We start from the raw sequence: 24516 nt of genomic DNA, 5'->3' as shown, positions 1-24516 counted from the left end.
GGAGCCCGCTTAAGGGTTCCTGATTTTTTTTAGGTCATTTAGCAAGATTGCTTATTTTTGCATGCCAAGCACAAGTTTAAAATGATTCAACCTTATCGCTCTATCTTATTCTTAATCGGTATTTTCGGCAGTATGCTGATCAATGCCCAACACTTTACAGTGGCCGATTTTCAGAAAGGTGTAGCCTTAAAGTTTTCTATCATTGACGAAAAGCGTATCGAAAAAGCTGTAAGTATTATTAACGATGCCAGTGAGAAAGAAAGTGCCGCACTGGCCTATATTGAATCCATTGCCGAGGACGAAAAGTTAAATGCCACCTCGCCTGAGTACAAAAAAGCCGTAAAAATGTTGCTCACAACATCAGAGACTTACCGCGAAGGTTTTATGCTTTTTTATACCATATACCAGGAAAAAGCCATTGGTTTTAAGGAAACCCAACAGAAATTGAACCATTATGCCGCTGGCGTAAACAAAGCCCGCTATTACGAAAGTAAATCGCGCAAGGCATACGAAAGAGCTATGTCCATCCGCGACCTGCTCATTCAACTCGAGAAATACGACCTTATTCAGTACAAAATGACTGAAGCCTTTGAATTGGAAAAAACCGCCATTCGCGACAGGGGCAGGGCTTTACAGATTTACCAGGATTTTCCGGTAGAATATAATTATGGTTGGGAAGATGATGTTACGCCTGAGCAAGTGAATGCTGCTTTTGGCGATCCTACTATCAACAGGCCACCCGACGATTTGTTTGTTCAACGCACAGTAGTGGATACCAGCTCTGCCGAAAAAAGCAAACCCGCAATGGAGCCAATTGTATTTTATGTGCAAATTGCAGCCCATACCGAACCCATGCCAATGGAATATATTCGCGAACACATTTATGCCGGTAATTATGAAATACGAGAGGTTTATGAAGGTAACTGGTATAAATACTCCATCGGAACTTTTGATAATTTCAATGATGCCAAGGCTTTGTTAACTTCCAGCCGTGTGCAGAAAGCCTTTGTCGTTGCCTATCAGAATGGTCAGAAACTCACCATTCACGATGCATTGAACCAGATTCGCCAGAATCAATAGAAAAGAACCCGGTAGATTATGTTGCTGAGAAACAGAGAACTGTTTGCCTGACAGATAACTTTTACCGACATCCAGCGGCCAATACCTTTGTTTAGTACTAATTCTTTCATTTCCTGGGTGATGGCACCATTGTTATTCGACTCACCAATGTAATATCCGCCATAATTGTAGCCAATAGTAAACTCACTTATACGAAGCCATTTGTCGGAGCCAATCAGGTCGTTGGTATAAACCATAAACATAGTATCGGCATTGATAAAATCCTTATGATCGACAAGAATGCTGTCGGAAACTATAATCTCGTCAAAAGCCAACTGTGGTGAAGGCAAGGTATTCACTTTAAAGCTTTTATAGCCAAGGGTGTCAATATTATCGTCAATAAATCCAAACACTTCGATACGCAAACTACCTGGACGGCGCGGTATCACTACATAGCACGAATCAAAAAAAACCTTTCCGTTGTTACATTGAAGGATTATGCTGTCATAACCCATTGTTTCATCAAGTTTTAATTCCAGGTAATTGTCAATGCCAGTGTACAATGTATTTGATCGGGAGCTTGTAGAAAAAATAGTTTCGGCACTTAAATCGAGGCCAAATCGCGATTGCGCATATAAAGAGGGAATAAAAAAAAGAGTTATCAGAAAGAAAAAAAGTGGTCTCATATCATCCATCGCTATTAGGTAGAATCAATATGTTGAGTATCTATTGATCCTGAATAATCTTTCCGGTGGAAAGCATTCCGCAGGCAGCCATAATATCTTCACCCCGCGAGGTGCGAATAGTGGCAATGATACCCTTGTTGTTCAATTGGTCGCGGAAATTGGTGAGCGATTGATGGCTGGCACCTTCCAGTCCCGAACCAGGAATGGAATGATATTGCATCACATTAACCCTGCATCGCAGGCCGTTTAAAAGTTTGGCCATCTGATTTACATGGGCCTGAGTGTCGTTTATGCCCTTGAAGAGAATATATTCGAAAGAGATGCGTCTTTGGCGTTCAAAATTGGCCTGACGAATGACCTCTACTACCTCATCAATCGGGTATAACCTTTGAACGGGCATTAATTTTTTACGCTCCGGGTCGAAAGGGCTGTGCATACTTACTGCCAGATGGCACTTCGATTCGGTAATAAACCGTTTCATGCCGGGTATGAGTCCGATGGTGGATACGTTTATTCTACGCGGACTAAATCCAAAACCGTAATCGGCAGTCAGCAATTCAAGCGCTTTCAGAACCTCATCGGTATTATCAAAAGGTTCGCCCATTCCCATAAAAACCATATTGGTTACTTTTTCGCGCTCGGGTAGGCTTAGCAGTTGGTTTAAAATATCGCTTGCAGTTAATTGTCCCTGCAAACCCTGGCGGGCAGTCATGCAAAACCGGCAGCCCATTTTACAGCCCACTTGAGAGGACACACAAAGTGTATGGCGGTTTTCTTCCGGAATATAGGCTGTTTCGATGTATTTTCCATTAAGGGCATGAAAAAGGTACTTTTTTGTGCCATCGGTCGATTCTTTCACTTCGTCAGGAGCAGCTAGCTGTATGGAATAGTGCTCTTTGAGCAAATCGCGTCCCTTTGCTGGAAGGTTAGTCATTTCGTCGAAGCTTTTGGCACCGCGTTGGTAAATCCATTTGCCTACCTCTTTAGCAAGGTATTCGGGCATTTCGAAAGATTTGACAATAGATTTTAGGTCGGGTAGGGTTAAACCCACAATGTTTTTCATAGCGATGTGCAAAAATGATTGGCAAAGATATAATAAATAATTGGCTTGCAGTTTAACCTGTTAAAGGCAGGCCATAAAGCGGTAACAAACCGGCAACAGTTCGAATTAGCGGATTCAACGAATTAAATCATACAGAAGTGATTTTTTTGTAACTTGTTTATTTATGCTTTTTTATTTTAATCAAACCAAACTAAAATTAAACTTATGGCAAAAAAGTTATGTTTTCTCAGTATTGGTTTGCTGGGTGGTATGCTGACCGTTTTAGTATCAGCCCAGCAGCAGGTAATTGCCAGTTCAGGGGGAGAAGGGGTAGCAGCGGATGTGAACCTTCAGTGGACACTCGGAGAGAGTATTGTCTATTCTTCTGCGGTAGTTACAGGAGCCCAGCTTACACAGGGTTTTCAGCAACCTGGGTATGAAGTAACCACTCTTGTCGATGCACCCGGCCTGGCATTCGAATTAATGGTCTTTCCCATTCCATCCTCCGATTTTCTTACTATTTCTGTAGGAGAAGACGGAATGCCTGGAATGACCGCTGTTCTTTTAAATATGAGCGGTAGTGTTATTAAACAACAATTGTTGTACCTGAATCAAAATCAGATTGATATGCAGGTGCTGCCAGCCGGCTTATACCTGTTGAATATTTCGGATAATTCAGGTAAATTATTAAAATCCTTCAAAATTGCTAAACCCTAAATCCTATAACCATGAAAAACTTATTTTTATCACTAATACTATTTCTTTTCGTTTCATTAGTTTTTGCTCAAACCCCCGAGATGCTCAATTACCAGGCTGTGGTGAGAAACACTGGCGGCGAACTGATAAAAAGCCAGTCAGTTAGTTTCAGAATAAGTGTTTTACAAACAAACGAAACCGGAACGGTTGTTTATACCGAAACGCATAATGCAACCACCAATACACAGGGCATTGTGAACCTGAAAATTGGCAGCGGAACCACAACCGACAATTTTGTCGATATTGAGTGGGGTGCCGACCTTTATTTTTTAAAGGTAGAAATGGACCCAGCAGGAGGCACGGCTTATTCGCATTATTCCACTACGCAGCTTCTGTCGGTGCCTTATGCCCTCAATGCAAAAGAAGCTGCGACAGTTGCAAACAATGCTATCACAGCCGGAAAGATATCTAATAATGCCGTTACTGCGGCAGAAATTCTTGATGAACCGGGTATAGCAGCTTCCGTTAAAACCCCTTTGAATTCATTTAAAGATATGCCAACCACGATTTCTGCAATTGATACGGTCTACATAGAGGTTCCTGCCGAAGGTTATGTATATGTTACAAGCTCATTATCTTTAAAAATCAACCATTCCAATGGCACGAATGATGAAGCTCATTTTCAGTTGATGGCAGATAAGAACGATGTTAATTATGGACAACCAGGATTTGGTTATGTCCGCCTACCATCGAGCCTTCCAACCGAATCTAATTATGGTTATCCGGTGCATCTTTCAAGGGTATTTTATGTACCGGCCGCCGGATCCTATACCTTTTATTTAAACGCACGTATGTTTTACGGAGGCGACACAGGTGATGATTTTTTTAATGCCCAGATGGCTGCCATGTATTTTCCGACGGCTTATGGAGGTGTTTATTAATCAGCTTTGACCAGCAACACATCATCAAAAAATTTTTATGATATGACGGAGAGGCTTTTGCATAAGCTTCTCCGTCATTCTTTTTAATTTTATGCGGTTGTAGCAAACATGGCATTAATATGAATAATATATGCCCACGGCATTCCTGTATCAGATAAGAATCGGTTTGCCCTGTTGCAAAAAAAAAGACCGCCCGGTGTGGGGCGGCCGCCTTCTTCTAACGAGATAGGTTAGTAAACATTCATCTGAGAATTGCGCTTAACCAATATTTCGGGTTTACCTTCGTAAGCAGTAATTAATCCGGTGATTGCAATATCCTGGTTCATAAAGTACCTGGCAGGTTTGTGGCTATAGTTACGGGCAATGTGTCCGGGAACAATTACAGTCAGGTGCTGATAGGGAAAGTATGGTCCAATGTAGAGAAAGAACTCATCGGTTTCGGGTGCGTAGTATACATCGGTTACGCGACCGTAAACTTTACGTACATCGCCAATGTAGTATTCAGCATTGTAAGCTGGTACCGATGCAATGCGGTAGCCATAAGAATACTGCCAGTAACGGTGCGATGGATACATTTCAACATAATGCCTGTGTAAATCGGCTGTCCAAATTACGTCAACATGACTCGGTGCACGATAAGTATAGTACACATCGCGGTATACGGTAGTAGTATGATTGTGATGACTTACACTGTGAGCCGGGCGTCTGTAGGCAGAATGATTCACGCTTTCGTAACTTCCGTTGTGGTGTTCTCTCTGGTAGGTTCCGGTATTTACATCTCTAGAAGTGTTGACTTCTCTGGAAGTATTAACCTCTCTTGAAGAACTTGTATTAGGAGCACTTGTATTGACTTCACGAGAAGTGTTGCTATTGCGTGTAACAGTAGTTGGAGTGTTCTGGTTACGATTGGCTGTTTCTGTATTTGCACTGGTAGTCCTCCTTGAAGACTGATTGTATGCTGTTGCAGCTGTGATCAGCATTACCAATACGAGTATCGATTTTTTCATGGTCTGAAATTATTGGTTTCGATTATCAAATTTGCAAAGAGTATGCCAAAAATGTAAAAATCATATTATCAGATATATACACCGTATTTTACAAGCATGATTTTTATCATGACGATTAGCTTAATTGTATTATTTTTACACCATAAAATTTTTAACATGCCATTAAACATCCCCGATAAACTTCCCTCTGTTGAAATTCTAGAGCAGGAGAATATTTTTGTGATGAAAGAAACTCAGGCCATTCATCAGGATATCCGACCGCTCAGATTGGTGTTGCTTAACCTGATGCCTTTAAAAATTAAAACTGAGACCCATATATTGCGCCTGCTTTCGAATACTCCTTTACAGGTCGAAATTGTTTTATTGCACACCCGCGAGCATATTTCGAAAAATACACCCCTGGAACACCTGAAGGCCTTTTACAAATCTTTCGACGAAATTAAAGATCAAAAATACGATGGTTTAATTGTAACCGGGGCACCTGTGGAGCAGCTCGATTTTGAACAAGTCGATTACTGGGATGAAATTAAGCGGGTAATGGACTGGTCGTTAAGTAATGTAACCTCATCGCTTTTTATTTGTTGGGGCGCGCAGGCCGGATTGTACCATTTTTATAAGGTTCCTAAATACCCTCTTAAAGAAAAAATGTTTGGTGTGTTCGACCATACTTTGTACAACCGCCATATACCGCTCATCAGAGGGTTCGACGAGGTTTTTCAGGCTCCCCATTCCCGGCATACAGAAATAAGGCGCAACGATATTATTGGCATTGGCGATCTGGAGATAATATCGGAGTCGAACGAAGCCGGAGTTTACATTGTAATGGAGAAAACAGGCCGTCAGATTTTTGTTACCGGACACTCAGAATACGATCCGAGTACTTTGCTGGAAGAATATCAGCGCGATTTGGCCCGTGGACTGGACATACAGGTACCCAAAAACTACTTTCCAAACGACGATCCTACGCAACCGCCCAGGGTGCGTTGGCGCAGTCATGCCAACTTGCTGTTTTCAAATTGGTTAAACTATTATGTTTATCAGGCTACTCCATACAATATCAACGAAATCGGATAAGAGTCTACTTTAAAATGGAGGGCACTCATCAGGCATAAGTATTCGTTCATAAAAAGGCTTATTTAAGAAAAATGGAAATAGTATTCATTTTTTAGTCTATTTCTTTTCCTTTCCAAAACCTTCCTGCTGTGGTGTTTTTTCATACTTCAAGGGAGCTCTGTCACTCAATTATTTTATATATATTCGAAGAAGAAAAAAGCTTAGAAAAAAAAATAGTAAAACCTTTTAACAATACCGGCGTATATTGGAACATTGTTTATGAGTGAGTGGAAGGTATTTTAAAGGGTAAAACGTTTTTAAATGACAGAAAAGATTTTTGAAGGTATATCGTCGAAAACTATCGAGAGGAGTACAAAATTGGAAGAGACAATCGACTGGAGCGCCAAAACAATATTAATTGCGGAAGATGAAGATGTGAATTTCCTTTACCTGCAATCTGCATTGCAAAAGACCAAGGTAAACATTCTACGGGCTCATAATGGCGAGGAAGCATTGGAAATGGCCCGAATCTATCCGAATATCGATTTAATTCTCATGGATATTAAAATGCCAAAGATGAATGGAATCGAAGCCACCAGAGCAGTAAAATCGTTTCGCAAGGATGTGATTGTCGTGGCACAAACCGCTTTTGCCATGGAAGAAGATAAACAAAATTGCTTTTCGGTAGGTGTTGATGATTTTCTGGCTAAACCGGTTCGTTATAAACTTTTGTACGATACATTAGCGAAATATTTAGCATAGAGCATTAACCTTTTTATCCACTATATGGCAGAAGTCCAGCTTACACTTGCTACACCCGCCCTTCTTTTTTCTGCTATTTCTCTATTACTTCTGGCTTATACCAACAGGTTTCTGGCACTTGCCAGCCTGGTAAGAAGTCTTTATGCCCAGTACCAGGCAAACCCTAACTCAATCATCTTCGGACAAATAAAAAATCTGAAAAAAAGGTTAAACCTGATTCGCAACATGCAGTTTTATGGCATTACAAGCCTTCTACTTTGCGTGGTGTGCATGTTTATGATTTATGTGCAGTGGCAGGCATTTGCAGAAGTAATATTTGGCATTGCCCTTGTGCTACTGATTCTTTCCCTGGCTTTGTCGGTGCGCGAGATACAAATATCAGTAAAGGCACTCAACATCCAGCTGCAGGATTTGGAGTAGACTTTTCTCCTTCTTACAATTTCGACGAAATCTTTATGTTAAGCCGTCTGCCGGTCAGGTAGTTGGGCACTGCAAAGCTGTCCTGTCTTCCTTCGTTGTTTTCTACTGTCTTTACCCAATCATAAGAAGCCATATTAGAGGCATCCAACAGATTCAATATTTCTATACCAATCCAGATGTCATGCAATCCCACTTGGGTTTGTTTCTGACGTTTTATGTTGCGCGAAAATCCAACATCCACTCTCCGGTAGGAGCTTAACATGTAATATTCCGAAGGTCTGTCGGGTGTGGGCCCTGAATAGGGAAGTCCTGAACCATAATTTACAAGCAAATGCAATTTATAGTTTGGGTTCGAGGGCAGATAATCCTGAAAAAATACCGAGAATGTAAAAAACTGATCCGATGGCCGTCGGTAATAACCAGGGTAGTTGATCGTACCATCCGATAATTGGTAAGAGTCCTGGTAAGTATCTTCGCGGGTTTGGAGCAATGATAAACTAAACCAGGATTCGACTCCGGGTACAAATTCGCCATTCACCCTTAAATCGAGGCCGGCAGCATAGCCTCTGGCCCGATATTCCGGCAAATACTTTACCTGCACGTTTTCTATCTTATATGGTGTTAGCTGGTAGAAGTTTTTATAAAAAACCTCACTTGTAAAAATAAAAGGTCTTCCCCAGGCCTGGTAGTGATAATCGGTTCCAAGTACAAAATGTGCCGATTTTTGGGCTTTGGCATCGAGAAAAAGCTCTCCTTTGTAATTGGTAAGCTCTTTAAAAAGTGGAGGTTGTGAATAAATGCCTGTGGCAAAGTAAAAATGCACCTTTCGCTCCCAATCGGGTGTAAGGCCAATGGATGCCCGGGGCGAAAGCAAAAACTCCTTGTTAAGGGTCGAATAGTTTGCCCTCACTCCATAGTTCAGCTCAATGCGCGCCAGAGAAGCATAAAACTCATAAGTATGCTGTACAAAAGCTTTATACCGATAAGAAAATATAGAATGCTGGGCCTTATAAGAATAATCCAGTAGTAACTCAGATTCGGAATAGGGTAGGGAATAGCCTGCCGAGTCGATCAGCCTCCATTCGCTTAAACGGTTATCGAAAGACTCTTGCTGCATGCTCAATCCCCATTTAAGAGAAGCATTGTTGAAAGTATAGAGACCCTTGTGCTCAAGGGTGGACACATTTCCTTTCAACTTATTGCGGGCATGTTCCAGGCTAGCTCCTGTGCCGATATTGATAACCGTATCACGATTCGAAGCACCGGAAGAGATCTGGTTCAGCCAATACTCCGAAATTATATCATAATTTACCTGCTCGGCCGTACTGAATACGGAAGAAATTAACTTGAGAACAAGTCGCGAATTAGGCGTATAGGTGTAATTCAAAGCGCCCTGGTAACTATCGAAACGATCGTATTCCTGACCCTCGTAGAAAACTGTAAAATTGAGGGTTTGCGTAAGTGTGCCAAAGTCTGTGCTGCGGCTTATCGGTTGCAGTGCGAACTGATTGGAAGCATAATTTCCAAGGAACGAAATACTTGATTTAGGGCTGAAATTGTATTGAATCAGGGTCTGAAAATCGGTAAATCGTGGTTGGTATTCGCCTTCGATGTCAAGCGAGTTTAACAGGTAGTTTGTAGTTTTGTAACGAATGCCTGCATTTACAGTTAATTTCTTCGATTTATCTGCCCCAGCCAGTTGAATGCCTCCTCCAAGTAAACTGGCATATACATTTCCTTCGAAATCGGTAGGTCGTTTGTAATTCACATCCAGCACCGAAGCCATTTTATCGCCATATTCTGCCGCGAAGGCACCAGCCGAAAATTGCAGGGAACCAACCATATTCGGGTGAACAAAGCTAAGTCCTTCCTGCATGGCACTCTGCACCAGCAGAGGCCTGTAAATCTCAACATCGTTGACATACACCAGGTTTTCATCGAAACTACCTCCACGAACAGAATATTGCGAACTCATTTCGTTGCCCGATACAACCCCCGACATAGTTTTAATGACGGTTTCGATGTTTCCGCTGGTATTTGGAATCTGGTCAATCGATTTCATGTTGATGCGCATGAGCGTGTTCTCGCGCTGCTGAATACCTGTAACCGTAACGCTTTCAAGTTCGCTGGTTTCTTCCTGAAGTATTAAATCAATTATCAATGTTTTTCCGGCTTCTAACATTATGCTATCAATTATGCTTTTATAGCCAAGGAAGGTACATTGGAGTGTAAAGTTTCCTGTCGGAAGGTTTTCAATCAGAAAGCTTCCATCGTCTTTGCTTATTGTACCAAAATTTGTTTGAGAAATTATAAGCGTAGCTCCAAGCATTGGTTCACCGGCTGAGTTGGTTACCTTGCCTGAAATGCGCGCTGATTGGCCATGGACAAACGAAACACCAAAACATGCAAAAAAAAGCAGAAAGCCGATATATCTGATATGGATCATGAATTCTCTTATGCAATTATGGAACAAACTCAAAGAATGCAAATAAATTGTAATAAAACAAGCCAAAGTTTCTGTCGCGCGAAATTTTTGCTATTCCTTGTTTTGCTTGAAATCGCCATTTTTTAGTGCCTCGAAAAACTTGCTCCAGGCCATGATATTAAATATCTGGTAAGTAGGATAGGTGCCTCGTGTCAGCGAACCATTCATGTTTTGTTGCATTACATGGCGGTAATTGGCCGAACCTGAAGGGTCTTGTTCAAGCTTAATCTGTGCTTTTATCATGGCAATGTTTCTTTGGGCTCTATCCATATCATCTTCCGGTAGCTGAAGGTTAAGAATAGCTTCTTTGAACTCGTTATAATCTTTCCAGGGGTAAATTTCAACCTCGGCAATCATAAAAGTATCGGCTTCGAGCAAAACATCACGGGTATAGAATTTCTTCGATAAAGTGTCGGGAATAATTACAAAGGCCTTTTTGTAACCTATCGATGTAAACCTTATGGTGTCAAAGGGTTCAACCACAAAGGTGAATTTTCCTTCACGATCGGTAATGGCACCTCTTTTCTTGTTCACGATGGCAATATCGGTAAATGGAAGAGGTTGAACAAATTCGTTAAAGACCCTTCCGGTAAACTGAATGAGTTTTTTCTCCTGAGCCATCAGCTTGCAAGAAAAAATCAACAGAAGGGATATAACAAGTTTTGTATGCATAATTTCTTACCCTTTCAACCCGTACGCTTGTAATTGGTTCAAAAGTATCGAAATCTTAATAAAAATTACCAGAAGATTTACCATACAAGGTTAAAAAGTCTTAATTTGAAGTATTAAAACCAGACTTTGATTTTGGCATGGTAAGGCAACAAGAATTAGTACTGAAGGGATACAGCCGTGGGTTTCATCTTATCACACCGCTTATCGAGCAGGAACTGGAAAGCCAGCCCGAAACGGGCTTGTTGAATATCCTTTTAAAGCACACTTCGGCTGGTATTTGCCTTAACGAGAATGCCGATCCATCGGTTCGAGCCGATTTTAGAAGTTTTTTCGACCGCCTTGTACCCGAGAATCAAGGCTATATTACCCATACGCTTGAGGGTAGCGATGATATGCCTGCACACTTGAAATCAGCACTGGTTGGGGCTTCATTGTCTATACCTATTACAAAAGGCCGGTTGAACCTTGGCACCTGGCAGGGTATCTATTTCTGCGAGTTCAGGAACAGCGGTGGCCCACGAAATCTTGTACTAACGATTATTCATTAAATTAATATAACTGAATTCAACATGTTTAACCAGCAAGACATTAAGGTATTACAAGACAAAGGAATAAGTCTTGAAAAAGCAGAATGGCAGCTTGAGATGTTTCGAAACGGAGTAAAACCCGCCGTAATTGTAGCTCCTGCCACACCTGAAAAAGGAATTATACAGCTTGAAGATGCTCAGAAATGGGCTGCAAAGTACGAATCGGAAAGTTTGAAAATAACCAAATTTGTGCCTGCCTCGGGTGCGGCCAGCCGTATGTTTAAATCTCTGTTTGAGTATAGAGATGCTCTAAAACAAACCCCGGCTCTTAGCCCAGATAAAAATGAAGAAATAAAGAGTTTTTTTCAGCATATCCGGAAATTTGCTTTTTACCACGATCTTTCAGATACATTAAAGGACGAAGGCCCTATCGAAAGGCTAATAGCAGGAGGAAAGCACCTGCTCATTTTAAATGCACTTCTCGAAAGTCAGGGACTATCTTATGGCAACCTGCCTAAGGGGTTGCTGAAATTTCATTTTTACGCCGGCAACATTGCCCGCACACCTTTTGAGGAGCATCTGGTGGAAGGATCGCGCTATGCCCGTTCTGCCAACAACGAGGTTAACCTGCATTTTACTGTATCGCCCGAGCACCTGAAGCTGTTTCAGGAATTGAAAGAAAGGGTAGTTGTAAAATACGAAAATATGTACAGTGTAAAATATCGTATCGGATTTTCTGTTCAGAAAAGCTCTACCGATACATTGGCTGTGCAGTCCGACAATAGTCCCTTTTACGACCAGGATAAGAAGCTGCTTTTCCGCCCCGGTGGACATGGCGCCCTTATTGAAAACCTGAATGAAATTGATGCAGACATTATATTTATCAAGAATATTGATAATGTAGTGCCCGAGAAAAAAATTGGTGCCACGCTTTTATATAAAAAGGCATTGGCAGGAATTTTAATTGATACTCAAAAAACCATTTTTAAGATTATTAAAGCCTTGAAAGAAAATCCTGATTCCGTTACCATTCAAAAGGCTTCGGATTTTATCGAACAAACACTTTGTATTTCGATTCCGGAATCGGTCAAAACCAATGCTGATTGGTTGCTTCAAATATTAAACCGGCCACTAAGGGTATGCGGAATGGTTAAAAACACCGGAGAACCTGGGGGCGGACCCTTTTTAGTGAAGGATAAGAATGGCGTAGTTTCAACACAAATATTAGAGTCTTCGCAAGTTGATTTAAACAATTCCGAACAAGCAGGATTGTTTGCCAAGTCCACCCATTTTAATCCTGTAGACCTGGTTTGTGCTGTAAGAGATTATGAGGGAAACAAATTCGACCTGAAAGATTTTATTGACGAGGATACATGCTTTATTTCCATAAAATCAAAGGATGGAAAAGAGCTCAAGGCATTGGAATTACCCGGCTTGTGGAATGGTGCCATGGCAGGTTGGAATACGCTCTTTGTGGAAGTTCCCATCAGCACGTTTAACCCGGTAAAAACAGTCAACGATTTGCTTCGCGAAGCCCATCAGTAAAATTCGCAAAAAAGGAACGGTACTGTTTTAGAGAAATAAATATTAAGCAAACGCCCTTTGAGGGATTGTTTCGAGGTGCAAAAAAAAGAGGTCTTACAATAAAAATATGAAGGGTTTTTGGCTTGCTCTTTTTCTGCTTTATTTTTTTGGCGCTTCCTTACAGGGCCAGGATGATAAATTCAAAGCCCTTTTCATGTACAACTTTACCAAATACCTCGAGTGGCCTGCAGAAAAGCAAAGCGGCAATTTTATCATTGGCATTTATGGCAATTCCAATGTGATGGGCGAACTGGCTATTATTGCCCAAAAGCGCAAAATAGGCGATCAGACCATGGAGCTTCGAAAAATCTATACTGTTCAGGAAGCACGCAATTGCCATATCCTTTTTATACCGAACAACCGAAGTGCCCAATTGAATGAAATTCTGAAAGAAATTAGCAGGGCAGGGGTTGTAGTAATTACCGAATCGCCGGGGATGGCAGAAAAAGGTTCGGGCCTGAATTACATTAAAACTAACGGAAACCTAAATTTCGAAATAAGCAAAAAACACCTTGAACAGCAAGAAGTTAAAGTGAATCCTGCCTTGCTAACCCTGGGAGTTTTAGTTGATTAATTGCCAAATCTGTATGAAAAATCCGATTCTATTTTTACTAATCATGTTGTTGGCGCTCAAGCTGCAGGCGCAGCACACCGACATTGACAACATGACCAAAGAAGATGTGTTGCAAATGAGTTACAATGAGCTGCTTGCCCTGCCCTTTGAAGATTTGCTCAAACTAGCCCAGATTGTAGGGGTATCGCTCGAAGAATTAACTGATATGCTACTCAATAAAGAACTGGTTTCTGCCTCGAAGAAGTTGGAGAGCAGTTTTATCTCGCCCTTATCGAGTTCTGTTATTTCGTACGACGAAATTAAAGCATCGGGAGCCAGGTCGGTCGAAGAAGCCCTGCGGCTTGCTCCGGGTTTGATTGTGCGCGAAAAAACCAATGGTAATTACGATATGCACATTCGGGGAACAGATAATCTGCCCTCGGAACACATGCTTATCTATTCCGAAAATTCCAATACACTTGTAATGATAGACAACAGGCCTGTTTATAACTATGCTCATGGGGGTACTTTTTACGAATCACTACCAGTGGGAATTGAAGACATAGACCGGATAGAAATTGTGAGAGGGGCTTCCAGTGCACTGTATGGGCCCAATGCCGTGTCGGGAGTAGTGAACATTATTACAAAAAAATACATGACCCGTAAACTTAAAGTGAGCGGTAATCTTATGGTAGGTTCTCAGAACAGCCTGCTGGCAGCCCTTTCGGCAGGCAAAAAGATTTCTAAAAATTGGAGTATTGGGCTTACAGGAAATTTTGAAACCCTCGACCGCACAACCGATAAACTTTATGTACACAAAGCAAATTATGGTCAGGGTGCTTTTATATCGAAAGAAGAATTAGAGGTTTTACCGGATTATGCTGCCCAGGCAGTAGATACAAGTCAATATTCCGGCGATATCGATAAACTCATCTGTCCCGAAGGCGATAGCAATTATTATTATAGGGTACTCGACCCAAAAGACAATATTGACCTGATGTATCCAAATCCTTCGCTTTCGCGCAGAAGAGCGGGAAGCAACGCCTATCTGTCATTTAAACCTTCCACAAATCTGGCATTCGACCTTAAAGGGGGCTTTCAGCATTCTGAGGTTTTTAGTTCTACAATGGGCGATACCCCATCGGCACAAACAGGTCGGGTATCGAATACGGCTTATACCGATCTGAATGCCAAAGTATATGGCCTTGGTGCTCAAATTAACTATCTTGCTGGTTGGCAAGACATTGTTCGAGAGGATACAGGATTCAAAGTAGATGTGCAGCATGTAAACGCCAATGCAGAATACGATTTCAACATAGGCAAACTGAATATCAGGCCGGGAATAACCTTTCAGTCGGCCCTCTACAACGATTTACCGTATTTAAGCTACAATGGTCAGGGTTTTTTAAATGGACCCAAGGAGTTTACTACCCTGGCTTACAGTCTGCGGCTCGATTACCTGGCTTTGGAAAAGCTAAGGTTTATAGGTGCCTTACGAGTAGAGAAATACAACACCCATGAGCGACCATATCCTTCGTTTCAGTTAATAACTACTTATCGTTTCAACGAAACACATTTGATTCGGGTTGTAGCATCGGGGGCAAACAGAAGTCCCTTTATGGTCGATTCTTATTCAGATTTTCTATGGGAGCGTGAGGCCAGGCCGGCACCAAACAACATTTTATACAAAGGTCAGAAAGACATTGATTTATTGCGTATGAATAGCTTTGAATTGGGTTATCGATTGAAACCTTCGGAAAATGTTTTAATCGATTTAGAGGCATATTATAACCTAACAAGCGATTTTGGTGCCTTGTACCCCGATTCGGTAAACCTGCTTACCGATGGCATGTCTGCTAGCTGGGTGCGCATGCATTATACCAGCATCGACATGAAAGCCAGACAATTTGGAGTTTCGGCTGATATTAAGTGGGTTGTAAACGAAAACGTTTATTTTAAGATTTTTGGAACCCTCCAGACCAGCTATCTGACGGATTATATACCCTTTTCTCTCGATGAGACCATTACACTTATGTTGGAAGATGCCAGTTCAGATTCAACAAAAAACTATTCTACAAGTTTTCCGGAACGGCGAGAGAGTGGCCAGCATACAGCTACCCCTGCATTTTATGGAGGTATGATGGTGAATGTTCGATTTTTAAATGATTTTACTGTCAATGTCAATGCATATTCCTATACGCAACAGACATTTGCAAGCAAATACAGTTCGGTTGACATAAACGCTGCGTTGATAGTGAATACGCGCTTATCATACGAAATTAAAAACCGGGCAGAAGTGTTTATCAATGTTCGCAATATGTTAAGCCAATCACTCCAGTTTGCTTACATGGAAAAACCAGAACCTGCCTATTATGCGGGTATTAATTTTCAATTCTAGCAGGCTGCAATCACAAGCCCAACTCATATTAAATTAAGGTTAATTAACTCACTAATAATTAACATAAAATTAAGTAAAGGATAATTCTGATTTAAGGTCCATCTATTTTGCTTGCCCTACCTTTGCTGCATATAAAAAAGTATTTATGAAAAAATTATTTATTTTAAGTCTGGCAGTAATGTTCAGTCTTTCTTTAATGGCAGGTGAGGAAGTAGAAGGTAGTGCAGAAGGAAAAACCACACTTAACGGAGTGGTTGTCGATGCTGAGAATGGTGAAGCCCTGGCAGGCGTTGCTATCACTGCAAACGGCGAAACCCGCTTTACCGATTTTGATGGAAGGTTTACTTTCGAGAATGTCTCATTGGGTAGTGCAATTAAATTGGAAGCAACTTATGTGAGCTACAATACAGAAGTTGTAGAAATTGAAACAGTAAACAAGCAAGTTGAAATTGCACTTTTAAGCAAATAAGTCAACAAGAAAATAGATAAAAAAGGCCGGTTTTTACCGGCCTTTTTTTATGCTTAATCGGCAAGGTCGCCCTGGCCATAGTCGTCGACATTAAAGACAGAGGCATTGTTTTCTTCGTAATAATGTATGCGAATGCGCACTGTATCGCGCAGAAAGTTGATACGACCAATTTCGATGCGGTTAATTTTAATGCCTGTTCTTTCTTCAAGGTCAGCAATCAGTTCTTCTCTTCTGTCTTTTTTAATTAGCTCAATTTTTTCGTATTCCACGATTTTCGACGATTCGTGTTTTACCAGGTTTACTTTTTCCAATATCAGGGCAATGATCAATACACTGAAATTGGTGAACAGCAATTCGGCATAACTTACTTTTTTGTTGGCCAGGGCATTGATTACCGATATGCCAATGACCAAAAACAGGTAGGTCATTTCTTTAATCGGTATTGGATTGGTTCGGTAACGGATAATGCCAAAAATAGCAAATAGCCCCAGGGCAAAACCAATCTGAAGTTTTACATTATCGAGCAGGATGCACAATAAAAAGATGACTGTACTGATAAGTATGTAGGTAAAGAGATAATCTTTGCGCTTGGTACTGGGGTAATACAGAAACCTTACTGCAATTGTAACAATGAGTAAATTAAAGAGAAAACGAACAACAAGTTCTGTAAATTCTACTTTCTCGATTAGTTTGATTCCAAACAATTGGGTGTCGAATATACTAGATGCTTCGGCTATAAAATTTACCATGCTCAATATTTTTTAATGTAATTATTTTTCGTTTAAAGTTATTTTTCTTCAGGTTACTTTCGATCAGCGCCCTGCCGAGGCAATATTTGCTCATGCCATTCGGGTGTATTCCTTTTTGGTTTAAATAGCTGCCGATGGCTGAATGCAGGGAGTTTTCGTCGCGTTTAATTTCAATCACCACACAATTGTTCAGCTGGAAGGTATCGTGATTTTGGAAGTAAAAATCGATGTGGGTATCGATGGTTACTCTTTCGGTATGCATTTTATCTGTCAAGGTCATTCGGTTGAAGCGGGTGTAAAGCTTCGATTCGAGTAGCTCAGCATCGAAGGGAGTATGCTTCATAATAAAGGATTTCGAGTTTTCGAGTAGCGAAATTTCGAGGTTTTCCACAAGAATGCGTTTCTTGATAGTGCGCGAACCTTTTACCTTTTGCTTGATTTCTAAGAAGGTGTGGTTGCTCTGAAGGTATTTTCTGAAGCGGATTTTATGCCGGTTAGGTTTTCCATTGTGGTGGGCATGGTACATTTCGTTCTTCACCGTATCGTAATAAAGCGATTCATATGGAAATATTCGGCTGTTTTCCATCTGCAGAATGTAATAATCGTCTTTTACGGCGCAAAGAATTTCCATGAGTATTTCTTCGTTCAAAACATATTTTGTGTCGGTGCGGTTCATAAGTTTTACCCGGTCCATTTCTTCCAGACTGATAGGGTTAAAACTATTTGCAAGACTAGCGAGAGGCATTTTGTTTTTTTTGTTGATACGAAAATTTAAATCAAGTGGTTTAAATAAATTAAATTCGTTGCTTAATCTGTTTCTACTACAAGATTAGCAATAATAAGTAACCTTAATTTAATATTGGCTGTTTTATGAAAAAATATCAATGCATTGTTTGCGGTCTTGTTTATGATCCGGTTGAAGGAGACCCAGACTCGGGTATAAAGCCCGGTACGGCATTCGAAGATATACCAGATGATTGGGAATGCCCTGTGTGCGGGGTATCGAAAGCTGATTTTGAGCCACTCGACGAGTAATTTTAATACGTAGAGTAATCTCTTTGAGCTGCTCTGGTATTGAAATATGTTAACTTTTTTATTCGTGAGACTTAAATTTCATGAGTTCACGAAAAGAAATTTTATAGTCGAATTCTGATTTACATCGGGACTGAAATTGGTGCGTGGGTAAATACCCCGCCTCTTGTGGCGAACAAAATAAAATCCTTTGCAGATACCCCGTCAGTTTGCTGCGGGGAGCTTCATTCTTCGGGAATTTCTTCTAAAATCTTTAAAAAGAATGCCCAGAATTTTTCTACCGATGCAATATGAAGGCGTTCGTCGGGTGAGTGCACGCCACGCATGGTAGGACCAATGGAAATCATATCAAGATCGGGATATTTTTCGAGGAACAATCCGCATTCCAGCCCTGCATGAATAGCTTTTACTTTGGCTTGCTCGGAGAATAGAGTTTGATACACATTTTGGGCCAACCTAAGCACATCAGAGTTTGGATTAGGAGTCCATCCCGGATAGCTGTCGGAATGACGAATAGTGGCCTCTGTTAAGGAAAAAGTACTGATTACACGGTTCATGGTATCCAGTTTAGCCGATTCGACAGAGCTTCGTTGGCTGGTGACAATTTCAGCAATATCAGGCTCCTTAAAATGTACCGAAGCAAGGTTGGTGGAGGTTTCAACCAGTCCTGGAACGGTCTGACTCATGGCCATAACTCCGTTAGGGCAGGCGTATAGGGCATTGAGCAATTGAGAAGAAACCTTATTTTTCAACACTTTCTTAAGTGGTTTGTGTGCTTCCAGTTTTACTGATAAATCAGGTTCAGTATACGAAAATTCATTTCTTACCATTTTTTCGAAGCGGGCAACATATTTTTCAAAGCTTTTAGCATTTAATGCGTCCAATGTAACCAGAGCATTGGCTTCGCGCGGAATAGCGTTACGAAGGTTTCCGCCCTGAAAATCGGAGAGAAGCAGCCCGAAATCTTTTCTGGCTGTCCACAGCAGGCGTGTAAGTAATTTGTTAGCATTAGCCAGCCCTTTGTTAATGTCATCGCCAGAATGCCCACCCTTAAGCCCACGAATACTTACTTGATAAGTCGACCATTTCTTTGGAGGCTTAGTATATTTCAGTGGAAAGGAAATTAAAGTATCAATACCCCCGGCACAGCCAATAAAAATTTCGCCTTCATCTTCCGAATCGAGGTTGATGAGTATTTTGCCCGAAAAGAAGTCTTTTTCCAACTTATGTGCACCGGTGAGCCCTGTTTCTTCATCAACTGTAAAGAGGCATTCAATAGGACCATGCACAAGCGATTTATTGGCAAGTACGGCTAATGAAGTGGCTACCCCAATGCCATTGTCAGCTCCCAGGGTTGTGCCACTGGCTTTTACCCAATCGCCTTCGATAAGCGGCTTAATTGGATCGGTATCGAAGTTGTGCCTGACGTTGCTGTTTTTTTCGCATACCATGTCAACATGGCTTTGAAGCACAACCGTTTTTACCCGTTCTTTCCCTTTGGTGGCAGCTTTTTTTATCAGCATATTGCCGATTGCATCCTTTTTGTAATCGAGGTTGTTTTCGAGTGCAAAATTTTCAAGGTACGCAATAATCTTTTCTTCTTTCTTCGAAGGACGGGGGATTTTAAGGATGGCATCGAAATATTTCCACAATAAAGTGGGTTGTAAAGAGGTAAGCTGGCTCATTTTTAGTTTTTCTTGGCGTACTAAAATACTAAATTCATTTTTAATTTACGTTAAATTAATCTCATGTTAAAAATGGCTTTTAATCAGGTTGAAAAAAGTGTTTTTTGGCGCATAGCTGTTTACCCTGGATTGTGATTAAAATGTCTTTGGCCAAACATAAATGAAAACTTTATGATTATTTCGAAGGCTTTCGCATCTTTATGCGAGATTAATTCTAAACAGATTGATGGCATTGCACAAACAATGGTTAGGGCTAGTTAAGAAAGCCGCAATTGAAGCTGGAAAGGCTACGCTTGAGTATTTTGGAAAACAGGCAGGTCATAGCTTTAAGGCCGATCAGTCTCCGCTCACACTTGCCGATTTAGAATCGAACCGGATTATTGAAAGCTACCTTCAAACCACTCAAATTCCTATTATAAGTGAAGAAAGCCCGTTACCCGATTTTCAGCAAAGAAGAAACTGGGCTCAGGTATGGCTTGTAGATCCGCTTGATGGTACGCGTGAATTTATTCAAAACAGAGGGGAGTATACAGTAAACATTGCACTGGTGGAGCATGGCGCTCCGGTGATGGGGGTAGTGTATGTTCCTGTGCATGATGTTTTGTATTATTCAGTGAAAGGGAGCGGTGCCTTTAAAATAGAGAAGGCATCAGCCCTTGTCTTGGAAGAAGCTTTTCAATTAGCAATTAGTTTGCCTTGTACAAAAATCGTGAATAAAACCATAGTGGTTGCCAGTAAAAGTCACCTAAGCAGCGAAACATCAGATTTTATTCGAAATCTCTCGGTGAAACCCGAGGAGATAGAAATTCAGCAATATGGAAGCTCATTAAAGCTTTGTAAGCTGGCCGAAGGTGTGGCTCATATTTATCCGCGTATGGGTAACACCATGGAATGGGATATTGCCGCCGGACATGCAATTCTTGAAGAGGCTGGTTGCAGGTTGGCAACCTATCCGGGTTATGGAAAAATGCACTACAATAAGGAGAGTTTACTAAATACCTGGTTTGTTGCTTTTAACCCCTCGATAGAAGATTTTTTACCCGGATAGTAAAAAGAATAAACCCATGTGGCGGGCTAAAGGCCACATGGGTTCTGATTTTCCTTATTTGGTTAATTTTACAGTACCGTATTTGGTATCGATGGTAACCTGGGCAGTAGAGTTCTGGTTTGAGCCAACCTTCCCTTCGAGCCTCAATTCGTTCGATTCATTGAATCGATTCACCCGGGCATTGTCGGAAATAATGATGTTGCCATAATTAGCTAAACCATTTAGTTTATAAGAAGCGCCATCTTCCAGCCCCACCGAATAAGAGCCATAGCGGTTTATGATTTTAATTTCTTCGAACCCGGCTGGCATAAAGGCTATTTTGACATCGGTATATTTGGTTTCGGTGTTCAGTTTTTTTCCTATGCTCTGGAATTTGAAATTCGAATATTCGGCATTGGTCACCATGTTGGCCACTGTTCCAACTTCGTAAGTATCGTAGCGGGCTTCAGAAATTACAGAGGAACCGCGGTCGATAAACACTTTCGAATATTTACTTAAAATGATAAGAGCCTTGCTTTCCTGAATGTTTAGTTTAGAATATTTCATATTGATCTTCAGCCAGCTACTAGTTTCTATGGTGCCATCGGAATAAGCCATGTTCACTTCTGACATGGGCGATTTTTCAATCGAAGAAATGTCATTGACCTTCAGACTTCCGTATTTTAAATCGATTACAGACGCCCTGCTCAGTTTATCGACAAAGATACTTCCATACTTATTGCTCAAATTAGCCGGTACGGTATGGGGCATATTAATGGTATACACTATTTTAAATTGCTTACCTGCATCGCTTAACTGCGAGATACTTTCACCAAAATTGGCATCAAAAACAGTTTCGAAACTTATATCGTTGCCCTGACTATGGTTTTCAATCAATATCAATTTGGAAAGTTCCTGGGCTCTTTTATCAGAGACATCGGTAAAGATTAACTTTACTCTCACATCTACAGTTTTCTGATCCCAGTTTTTTACGTCGATGCTACCGTATTTATTGTTGATAGTGAGGCGTGTTTGCTCGTTTACAGAAAAGGTTTCGTGTACCTCTTTACCTACCTTTTCCTGCGCCACTGCCGGTCTGATACTCAAAGTGAGTGCTAAAAAGCCAGCCAGCAAAATCCATTGTGTTCTCGATGCTGTTTTCATGGTAATTATTTTTTATTTATTTCTTTTCAATTATTTAGTGGATAAATTAAACTGCTATCCGACAGTATTGTAAATGGATAAAAGATTGTCGAGGGTTTCTATTTTCAGCATGTAAGTATTAAAAACAGCCTCAACCACTCGCTTGTCTCCCGGGGCTTCTTCCAGGTCTTTCTTCAGGTTTTGCAACGACTTGTCAAACTCCCTGATTACTCTGGTAAACTCTTTATGGCTTGCACCTGAAGCTTTTATCTGAATGATTTTCTCATTGGCTATTTTCTTTAAGTACAATTCTGACTCTACCAATTCTTCGCCTTGGGTTGCCAGAATAAGCTCTGTTTCGCGATTTTGATCGTGAATGCGCACAGCCAATACTGCAATTAATATTAGAATGGCAGCGGCGTAACCAATACGGTAGAATAGAAGGATGCTTTTACCTGAGCTTTGCGAATTTATTCTCTGCTCAAACCTTCGCAAATGGCCCGCTGGTGGTTCAGCCATGTTGCTGTCTGCTTGTTGGAGGTATTCTTCGAAATTATTCATGGTGCTGTTCTTTTAGCTTTTTATACAAAATGGCTTTTGCCCTGGCATATTGCGATCGCGAGGTGGAGGCGGCGATACCAAGTATCTGTGCGATTTCGTCGTGATCGTAACCTTCGAAGACAAAGAGATTAAGAACGGTGCGGTATCCATCTGGTAAAAGATTAATTTCTGTTTTAATTTTCTCTATTTCCCTGGTCAACCCTTCAAGATTATCGGGTTCAATATCTTCTTCCAATCTATTTGCTTCGTCAAGTTCAACAAACTGAATTTTTTTCTTTTTTAAAAAGTCGATGCATTTATTGATTACTATTTTTTTCAACCATGCGCCAAAACTCACCTCTGCTCTGTACTGATCCAATTTTTCAAAGGCCGAAATAAATGCTTCCTGCATCAGGTCTTCTGCTTCAACCGAATTTTTTACCAACCTCAAACACACGTTGAACATGGCTTTGCAATAGAACCTGTACACTTCAATCTGTGCCTTGGTGTCGTTTTTTCTGCATGCCTCTATTAGTTCAAGATGCTGCTGGAAATGTTGGGATTCTGTTTTTTCAGTCATTTCTATATCTAATGACGAGCCAAATGGTTAGATGCTGCATTAAAGATAAGAAAAAGTGAAGTTTTTTTCTGTGGAAAAAAAACGCCCCTTGACGAGGGGCGAATGAGGCGGAAGTTATTTCTCTCTGAAATCTTGAATCTACTAATGGGATTACGGATAACTTAAAAATAACTGTTGTACAGGGCTTATGTTGAAATCGCTATACGAACAAAAAATCTCAGAACTAGTTAAAATGTCAACGCAATTGTAGAGATAACTTCCAAGACTTTATTCTGGAACATCGAAAAAGGTAACCCCATAAATCCTGTTTTTTTTTCGAAGAAGTCTTTTTGACTTTAAAGTCAGAGAATTAGGTTCACACAGAGATTTCTGTTCAGAGATATTTTAACAATATGTTTTTTATAGCCAATGCCCATTCATTGCTATCATTCAGACTTTCTACCATTTCAAAGTGTTGGCCTCCATGTTCCAGGAACAATTGCTTGTATTCCATTCCAATTTCTACTTCGGTTTCGAGGCAATCGGCCACAAAAGAGGGTGCAATGACAAGAAGCGATTTCAGGCCTTGTTTTGCTTTTTCGGTAATGAGCTTATCGCTGAAGGGTTGTAGCCAGTTTTTCGATAACCTCGATTGAAAACCTACAGAAAACTGATCTGGCTCGAGCTTAAGTTCACTTGCAATTAACCTGGCTGTTTGGTAGCACTGAGCTTTGTAACACCAGCCGCCATGGGCAGGCATGACCGAGGTGCACTTACAATTATCTAACTTAATCTCGGGGTGACATTGCTGAATGTGCCGTAAAGGCAAGCCATGAAAACTGAACAACACATGTTCGAATTTATCGGGTTGATAAGTATTTGCCCTTGCAATAAAAGCCTTTATAAAATCCGGTTGCTCATAAAACTGGTTAATAAATACAAGGTTTGGGATAATATTCCATTTCTTTATTCTATGTATTACAAGTTCATTGATTGTGCCAGTAGTGGAACTTGCATATTGCGGAAACATTGGGAAAACAATGATGCGGTCGTAGTTTTTATATTTTAAAGAATCAATCACAGTTTGCAGCGATGGATTCCCATATCGCATGGTGGTATAAACCTCACAATTTTCGGTTACCATTTTCTGTATTTTATCCCGTATTTGCAGGCTGTAATGTAATAATGGACTGCCATTAGCACCCCATAGCATTTGGTACAAGCGGGTCGATTTAGGTGCCCTGAATGGAACAATAATCAGGTTTACGAGGATTTTCCTCCATAACCAGGGCAGGTCTATTACCCTCGGGTCGTTCAGGAATTGGTGAAGGTAATGCCGTACGGCTTTTAGTTCCGGCTTATCGGGTGTGCCTACATTGGCAAGTATTATGGCTGTTTTCATGCTTTGTTTTCAAAGTAAATGATTA

At 40.9% G+C, this 24516-nt stretch carries 25 protein-coding genes; 13 read left to right on the top strand and 12 right to left on the bottom strand.

Going from position 1 to position 24516, the window contains the following annotated elements; all coding sequences use genetic code 11:
- Positions 1-81 precede the first annotated feature (81 nt).
- Entirely contained in the window at positions 82-1080 is a 999-nt protein-coding gene (locus tag IPM71_00890) for a hypothetical protein (GenBank protein ID QQS51311.1), read from the top strand.
- Here IPM71_00890 and IPM71_00885 read toward each other — a convergent pair.
- Both IPM71_00885 and rlmN read right to left on the bottom strand, forming a co-directional pair.
- Positions 1074-1745, bottom strand: coding sequence for a hypothetical protein (locus IPM71_00885; protein ID QQS51310.1), 672 nt, complete (start codon positions 1743-1745; stop codon positions 1074-1076). The two genes, IPM71_00890 and IPM71_00885, sit on opposite strands and share 7 nt — an antisense overlap.
- A 40-nt stretch (positions 1746-1785) precedes the next feature.
- Positions 1786-2808 carry a 23S rRNA (adenine(2503)-C(2))-methyltransferase RlmN gene (gene rlmN, locus IPM71_00880; protein ID QQS51309.1) on the bottom strand — a complete coding sequence of 341 codons (1023 nt, stop codon included), beginning with the start codon at positions 2806-2808 and terminating at the stop codon, positions 1786-1788.
- 204 nt (positions 2809-3012) lie between these two features.
- Between rlmN and IPM71_00875 the strand changes: the two genes are divergently transcribed.
- Together IPM71_00875 and IPM71_00870 are read left to right on the top strand one after the other, a co-directional pair.
- Entirely contained in the window at positions 3013-3504 is a 492-nt protein-coding gene (locus IPM71_00875) for a T9SS type A sorting domain-containing protein (protein QQS51308.1), read from the top strand.
- A gap of 11 nt (positions 3505-3515) precedes the next feature.
- Positions 3516-4424: a hypothetical protein gene (locus IPM71_00870; protein ID QQS51307.1), complete on the top strand. Its 909-nt coding sequence runs from the start codon at positions 3516-3518 to the stop codon at positions 4422-4424.
- Between the two features lie 230 nt (positions 4425-4654).
- Here the strand turns inward: IPM71_00870 and IPM71_00865 are convergent, their stop codons facing one another.
- Positions 4655-5431, bottom strand: a complete 777-nt coding sequence (locus tag IPM71_00865) for a hypothetical protein (protein ID QQS51306.1) — start codon at positions 5429-5431, stop codon at positions 4655-4657.
- A gap of 156 nt (positions 5432-5587) precedes the next feature.
- Between IPM71_00865 and metA the strand changes: the two genes are divergently transcribed.
- The 3 genes from metA (at position 5588) to IPM71_00850 (ending at position 7666) form a co-directional block, all read left to right on the top strand.
- On the top strand, positions 5588-6505 hold the full coding sequence (metA, locus tag IPM71_00860) for a homoserine O-succinyltransferase (protein QQS51305.1): 918 nt from the start codon (positions 5588-5590) through the stop codon (positions 6503-6505).
- A gap of 300 nt (positions 6506-6805) precedes the next feature.
- Positions 6806-7246, top strand: a complete 441-nt coding sequence (locus tag IPM71_00855; protein ID QQS51304.1) for a response regulator — start codon at positions 6806-6808, stop codon at positions 7244-7246.
- A 24-nt stretch (positions 7247-7270) separates the two neighbouring features.
- Positions 7271-7666, top strand: coding sequence for a DUF2721 domain-containing protein (locus IPM71_00850; GenBank protein QQS51303.1), 396 nt, complete (start codon positions 7271-7273; stop codon positions 7664-7666).
- 13 nt (positions 7667-7679) lie between these two features.
- Here IPM71_00850 and IPM71_00845 read toward each other — a convergent pair whose 3' ends face one another.
- On the bottom strand, positions 7680-10112 hold the full coding sequence (locus IPM71_00845; GenBank protein ID QQS51302.1) for a TonB-dependent receptor: 2433 nt from the start codon (positions 10110-10112) through the stop codon (positions 7680-7682).
- 90 nt (positions 10113-10202) lie between these two features.
- On the bottom strand, positions 10203-10823 hold the full coding sequence (locus tag IPM71_00840) for a carboxypeptidase-like regulatory domain-containing protein (protein QQS51301.1): 621 nt from the start codon (positions 10821-10823) through the stop codon (positions 10203-10205).
- Between the two features lie 137 nt (positions 10824-10960).
- Here IPM71_00840 and IPM71_00835 point away from each other — a divergent pair, with 137 nt between their 5' ends.
- From IPM71_00835 to IPM71_00815, 5 genes are all read left to right on the top strand, one after another.
- Entirely contained in the window at positions 10961-11371 is a 411-nt protein-coding gene (locus IPM71_00835) for a YjbQ family protein (GenBank protein ID QQS51300.1), read from the top strand.
- Between the two features lie 21 nt (positions 11372-11392).
- On the top strand, positions 11393-12895 hold the full coding sequence (locus tag IPM71_00830; protein ID QQS51299.1) for a DUF4301 family protein: 1503 nt from the start codon (positions 11393-11395) through the stop codon (positions 12893-12895).
- A 106-nt stretch (positions 12896-13001) separates the two neighbouring features.
- Positions 13002-13508, top strand: coding sequence for a YfiR family protein (locus IPM71_00825; GenBank protein ID QQS51298.1), 507 nt, complete (start codon positions 13002-13004; stop codon positions 13506-13508).
- A gap of 13 nt (positions 13509-13521) precedes the next feature.
- A complete protein-coding gene (locus IPM71_00820; GenBank protein ID QQS51297.1) occupies positions 13522-15885 on the top strand; it encodes a TonB-dependent receptor plug domain-containing protein in 2364 nt (787 codons plus the stop codon).
- Between the two features lie 145 nt (positions 15886-16030).
- Positions 16031-16354 (top strand): carboxypeptidase-like regulatory domain-containing protein, encoded by a 324-nt coding sequence (locus IPM71_00815; GenBank protein QQS51296.1) that lies wholly within the window; start codon positions 16031-16033, stop codon positions 16352-16354.
- A gap of 53 nt (positions 16355-16407) precedes the next feature.
- Here the strand turns inward: IPM71_00815 and IPM71_00810 are convergent, their stop codons facing one another.
- Together IPM71_00810 and IPM71_00805 are read right to left on the bottom strand one after the other, a co-directional pair.
- Complete coding sequence (locus tag IPM71_00810; GenBank protein ID QQS51295.1) at positions 16408-17103, bottom strand: DUF4956 domain-containing protein; 696 nt, start codon at positions 17101-17103, stop codon at positions 16408-16410.
- Positions 17075-17848 (bottom strand): polyphosphate polymerase domain-containing protein, encoded by a 774-nt coding sequence (locus IPM71_00805; protein QQS51294.1) that lies wholly within the window; start codon positions 17846-17848, stop codon positions 17075-17077. The genes IPM71_00810 and IPM71_00805 overlap by 29 nt, the downstream gene beginning before the upstream one ends.
- 125 nt (positions 17849-17973) lie before the next feature.
- On the opposite strand from IPM71_00805, the gene IPM71_00800 reads away from it, so the two are divergent.
- A complete protein-coding gene (locus IPM71_00800; protein QQS51293.1) occupies positions 17974-18138 on the top strand; it encodes a rubredoxin in 165 nt (54 codons plus the stop codon).
- A 221-nt stretch (positions 18139-18359) separates the two neighbouring features.
- Here the strand turns inward: IPM71_00800 and IPM71_00795 are convergent, their stop codons facing one another.
- Positions 18360-19820, bottom strand: a complete 1461-nt coding sequence (locus IPM71_00795) for an aminoacyl-histidine dipeptidase (protein ID QQS51292.1) — start codon at positions 19818-19820, stop codon at positions 18360-18362.
- Between the two features lie 226 nt (positions 19821-20046).
- Between IPM71_00795 and cysQ the strand changes: the two genes are divergently transcribed.
- A complete protein-coding gene (gene cysQ, locus IPM71_00790) occupies positions 20047-20868 on the top strand; it encodes a 3'(2'),5'-bisphosphate nucleotidase CysQ (GenBank protein QQS51291.1) in 822 nt (273 codons plus the stop codon).
- 54 nt (positions 20869-20922) lie between these two features.
- Here cysQ and IPM71_00785 read toward each other — a convergent pair whose 3' ends face one another.
- The 4 genes from IPM71_00785 to hemH form a co-directional block, all read right to left on the bottom strand.
- Positions 20923-22011, bottom strand: a complete 1089-nt coding sequence (locus tag IPM71_00785; GenBank protein QQS51290.1) for a hypothetical protein — start codon at positions 22009-22011, stop codon at positions 20923-20925.
- Positions 22012-22065: 54 nt separating this feature from the next.
- On the bottom strand, positions 22066-22551 hold the full coding sequence (locus tag IPM71_00780; GenBank protein ID QQS51289.1) for a hypothetical protein: 486 nt from the start codon (positions 22549-22551) through the stop codon (positions 22066-22068).
- Positions 22544-23110, bottom strand: coding sequence for a sigma-70 family RNA polymerase sigma factor (locus tag IPM71_00775; protein QQS51288.1), 567 nt, complete (start codon positions 23108-23110; stop codon positions 22544-22546). The genes IPM71_00780 and IPM71_00775 overlap by 8 nt, the downstream gene beginning before the upstream one ends.
- A 373-nt stretch (positions 23111-23483) precedes the next feature.
- Positions 23484-24491, bottom strand: a complete 1008-nt coding sequence (hemH, locus tag IPM71_00770; GenBank protein ID QQS51287.1) for a ferrochelatase — start codon at positions 24489-24491, stop codon at positions 23484-23486.
- Positions 24492-24516: the final 25 nt, after the last annotated feature.

The sequence above is a fragment of the Bacteroidota bacterium genome, from assembly GCA_016699695.1.
In the GTDB taxonomy this organism is placed as follows: Bacteria; Bacteroidota; Bacteroidia; order Bacteroidales; family UBA10428; genus UBA10428.
Note: the sequence above shows the minus strand (reverse complement) of the source record. Positions and strands in the feature narration are given on the sequence as shown.